The organism is Cyclobacterium roseum, assembly GCF_010119225.1.
In the GTDB taxonomy this organism is placed as follows: domain Bacteria; phylum Bacteroidota; class Bacteroidia; order Cytophagales; family Cyclobacteriaceae; genus Cyclobacterium; species Cyclobacterium roseum.
The window spans coordinates 1-2,785 of record NZ_WNKF01000040.1; the positions used below are offsets into that span (position 1 = coordinate 1).

Consider the following 2,785-nt stretch of genomic DNA (forward strand, 5'->3'; position numbering starts at 1 on the left):
TATCCGGAACCAAGCCCCGACGGGGCGAAATATCACTAGCCCCGGGTAAGCCGACTACGGAGGCGCAGCCCGGGGTAGTTGCAGCCTCGCGCTCCCCGCATTGGCTATCCAGCTGCTCAATAGTGAAGCTGGCTTTCCGCCAATGCCCGGGCACGTTTGTGACCTCCCCCCGGGCCCCCTCCTAAAACAGGAGGGGGAGGCAAGCCAGGAACAAGCACTACTACCGGACCTAAATCCCAAAACCAGCCCCAAATGCAAAAAGACCAGACCCCAAAGTCCAGCCGGTAACGAGCCAGTTAACCGTAAACCACCGGACTAAGAGAGAGGGGGTGACTGAGGGACTAAGGGATGGTGTGATGATGGGGTGATATGATCTAAGGACTGAAAAATACAAACGACTATTGTACCTAATTAGATACTTTCCTATCTTTGTTGAATGCCAACAATCGACAGATTCGATGGAATCAAAATAAATGTTTACAATGGTGACCACAGACCACCACATATTCATGTTTTATACAATGAATTTGAAGTTTTGTTGACTATTGAAACGTTTGAAGTTTATGCCGGAGATCTTCCTTCAAAACAAATGAAGAAAGCAATGGACTGGCTTGCAGGAAATGTCGATTGGGCTTTAGAAGTGTTTTATGAACTTAACCCGAATTTAAGATGAGAAAGACCATAAAAATCCCAAGAATTCTAAAAATCAACAAAATCGAAAACCATTCGATAAATGTCACTTTCAACAATGGAGAATCAAGAATAATTGACTTTAGAAAAGTTTTGAAAAGCATCGGAGTTGATGAAAATTCACCCGCTTATATCCTGTTCGACGATAACGAATTGAAAAAAGGTGAACTAAAAAACCATACACTTTCATTCGACAATGTTGAACAGTACATAACAATGAGAAACGGGCAGAAACAAAGAGTTCCATTTGAAATTGGTGCCGACATTTTGTTAAAATATAGTCTTCCTGAGAAATCAGAAATTATGATGAAACTTGGTCGACTAATTCGTGACGCAAGACGGAAAGCGGGCTTGACACAACAAGAACTCGCGATTATGAGCGGAACATCTAGAACATATATTTCAAGAATCGAAAATGATAGATCAGACGTTGAATTGGCGACTTTGAAAAAAATAATAGAAATCGGACTCGGACGTCAATTAGAAATCAAAATAAAATAAATGACTGGCCCTAGCAGCGGGTATTTTTAATGTGGGATTTTGTGTGGCAGCCGACTAAGTGACTGAGAGACTCAGGGATGGTGTGATGATGTGGTGATATGATGATGGGATGATGGGATGACATTGCTTAACCCTTAACCTCCAGGCTTGAATCCAAAGTAAGGGCTGACTGCCAGGTAGCCACGATGAATACCTCAGCCGGATTCGAACATAACTACCACGATTGGACCTAAATTGTATGGCAGCCTGTCTAACGACTACTATATCAGGTAGCCGGGAACCAAGCCCTGACGGGGCGAAATACCATAAGCCCCGGGTAAGCCGACAAGGGAGGCACAGCCCGGGGTTGTCGCGGTCTTACGCTTCCTGCATTGGCTATCCAGCTGCTCAATAGTGAAGCCAGCTTGTAGCCAATGCCCGGGCACGTTTGTGACCTCCCCCCGGGCCCCCTCCTAAAACAGGAGGGGGAGGCAAGCCAGGAACAAGCACTACTACCGAACCTAAATCCCAAAACCAGCCCAAATGCAAAAAGGCCAGACCCCAAAGTCCAGACGACACCTAGCCGGTTAAGCCGTTTTGAAGCCAAAATACATCAAGCCTCTGGGCACCCAAAAATATACTTCTTCAGCTGATCAGGGATCCCTTACCCTTAGACCATATGATGATTTTCAAAATTGATTCATTATCTTTGATAAAAAAAATTACCATGATAACCAAGACTCAGATCATCAATTCCCTGGACCAATTACCTGAGCACCTTACGATTGATCAGGTAGTAGACCATTTGATTTTTCTTGAAAACGTCCAAAAAGGACTTGATGATTCCGTGAATGGGCGGATAAATACCAAAGAAGAGGCAAGAGAAAAACTCAATAAATGGTTAAAGTAATCTGGACCGATGCTGCCATCTTTGATTTAAACGAAATCGGAGAATATATCTCAAAAGATTCTGAGAGGTATGCACAATTAACGGTAGATAGATTATTTAATGCGGTTGACATACTTGAAGAACAGCCACGATTAGGAAAAATGGTTCCTGAATTCCAAAACGAGAAATTAAGAGAACTTATCAGGTTAAACTATAGAATTGTTTATCATTTAGTTGATGCGTATCGTATTGATATTATTACTGTTCATCGATGCGAAAGGTTAGTTAGAAATGCCTATGACTTTCCGGATTTTGATACGGAATAGTCAGTAAACTAAAATGGCCTTCCCCTATACTAACCCCGGGTAAGCTGAGGAACGAGTCGTAATAACCGCCGAATCCGATTCAAGACGGAGAGACTAAGGGATGATTTGATGGGGAAATGGATTGAGTTAATTGGTTAATCTTAACCCTTAACCACCACGACTGAACCTAAATTGTATGGTAGCTGGTCTAACTACTACTATAACATAGGTATCCGGAACCAAGCCCCGACGGGGCGAAATATCACTAGCCCCGGGTAAGCCGACAAGGGAGGCGCAGCCCGGGGTAGTTGGAGCCTCGCGCTCCCCGCATTGGCTATCCAGCTGCTCAATAGTGAAGCCAGCTTGCCGCCAATGCCCGGGCACGTTTGTGACCTCCCCCCGGGCCCCCTCCTAAAACAGG

At 44.5% G+C, this 2,785-nt stretch carries 4 protein-coding genes; all 4 read left to right on the top strand.

All coding sequences use genetic code 11. The features are described 5' to 3' along the window. The first annotated feature begins 436 nt into the window (after positions 1-436). The 4 genes from GJQ68_RS22975 (at position 437) to GJQ68_RS22990 (ending at position 2,385) form a co-directional block, all read left to right on the top strand. Positions 437-673, top strand: a complete 237-nt coding sequence (locus tag GJQ68_RS22975; RefSeq protein ID WP_162419602.1) for a DUF4160 domain-containing protein — start codon at positions 437-439, stop codon at positions 671-673. Then, complete coding sequence (locus GJQ68_RS23275) at positions 670-1,191, top strand: helix-turn-helix domain-containing protein (RefSeq protein WP_202928005.1); 522 nt, start codon at positions 670-672, stop codon at positions 1,189-1,191. The genes GJQ68_RS22975 and GJQ68_RS23275 overlap by 4 nt, the downstream gene beginning before the upstream one ends. A gap of 706 nt (positions 1,192-1,897) precedes the next feature. Continuing rightward, positions 1,898-2,080: a hypothetical protein gene (locus tag GJQ68_RS22985; protein WP_162344334.1), complete on the top strand. Its 183-nt coding sequence runs from the start codon at positions 1,898-1,900 to the stop codon at positions 2,078-2,080. Continuing rightward, positions 2,068-2,385: a type II toxin-antitoxin system RelE/ParE family toxin gene (locus GJQ68_RS22990; RefSeq protein WP_162419603.1), complete on the top strand. Its 318-nt coding sequence runs from the start codon at positions 2,068-2,070 to the stop codon at positions 2,383-2,385. Before GJQ68_RS22985 ends, GJQ68_RS22990 begins: the two co-directional genes overlap by 13 nt. The last annotated feature ends 400 nt before the right edge of the window (positions 2,386-2,785 follow it).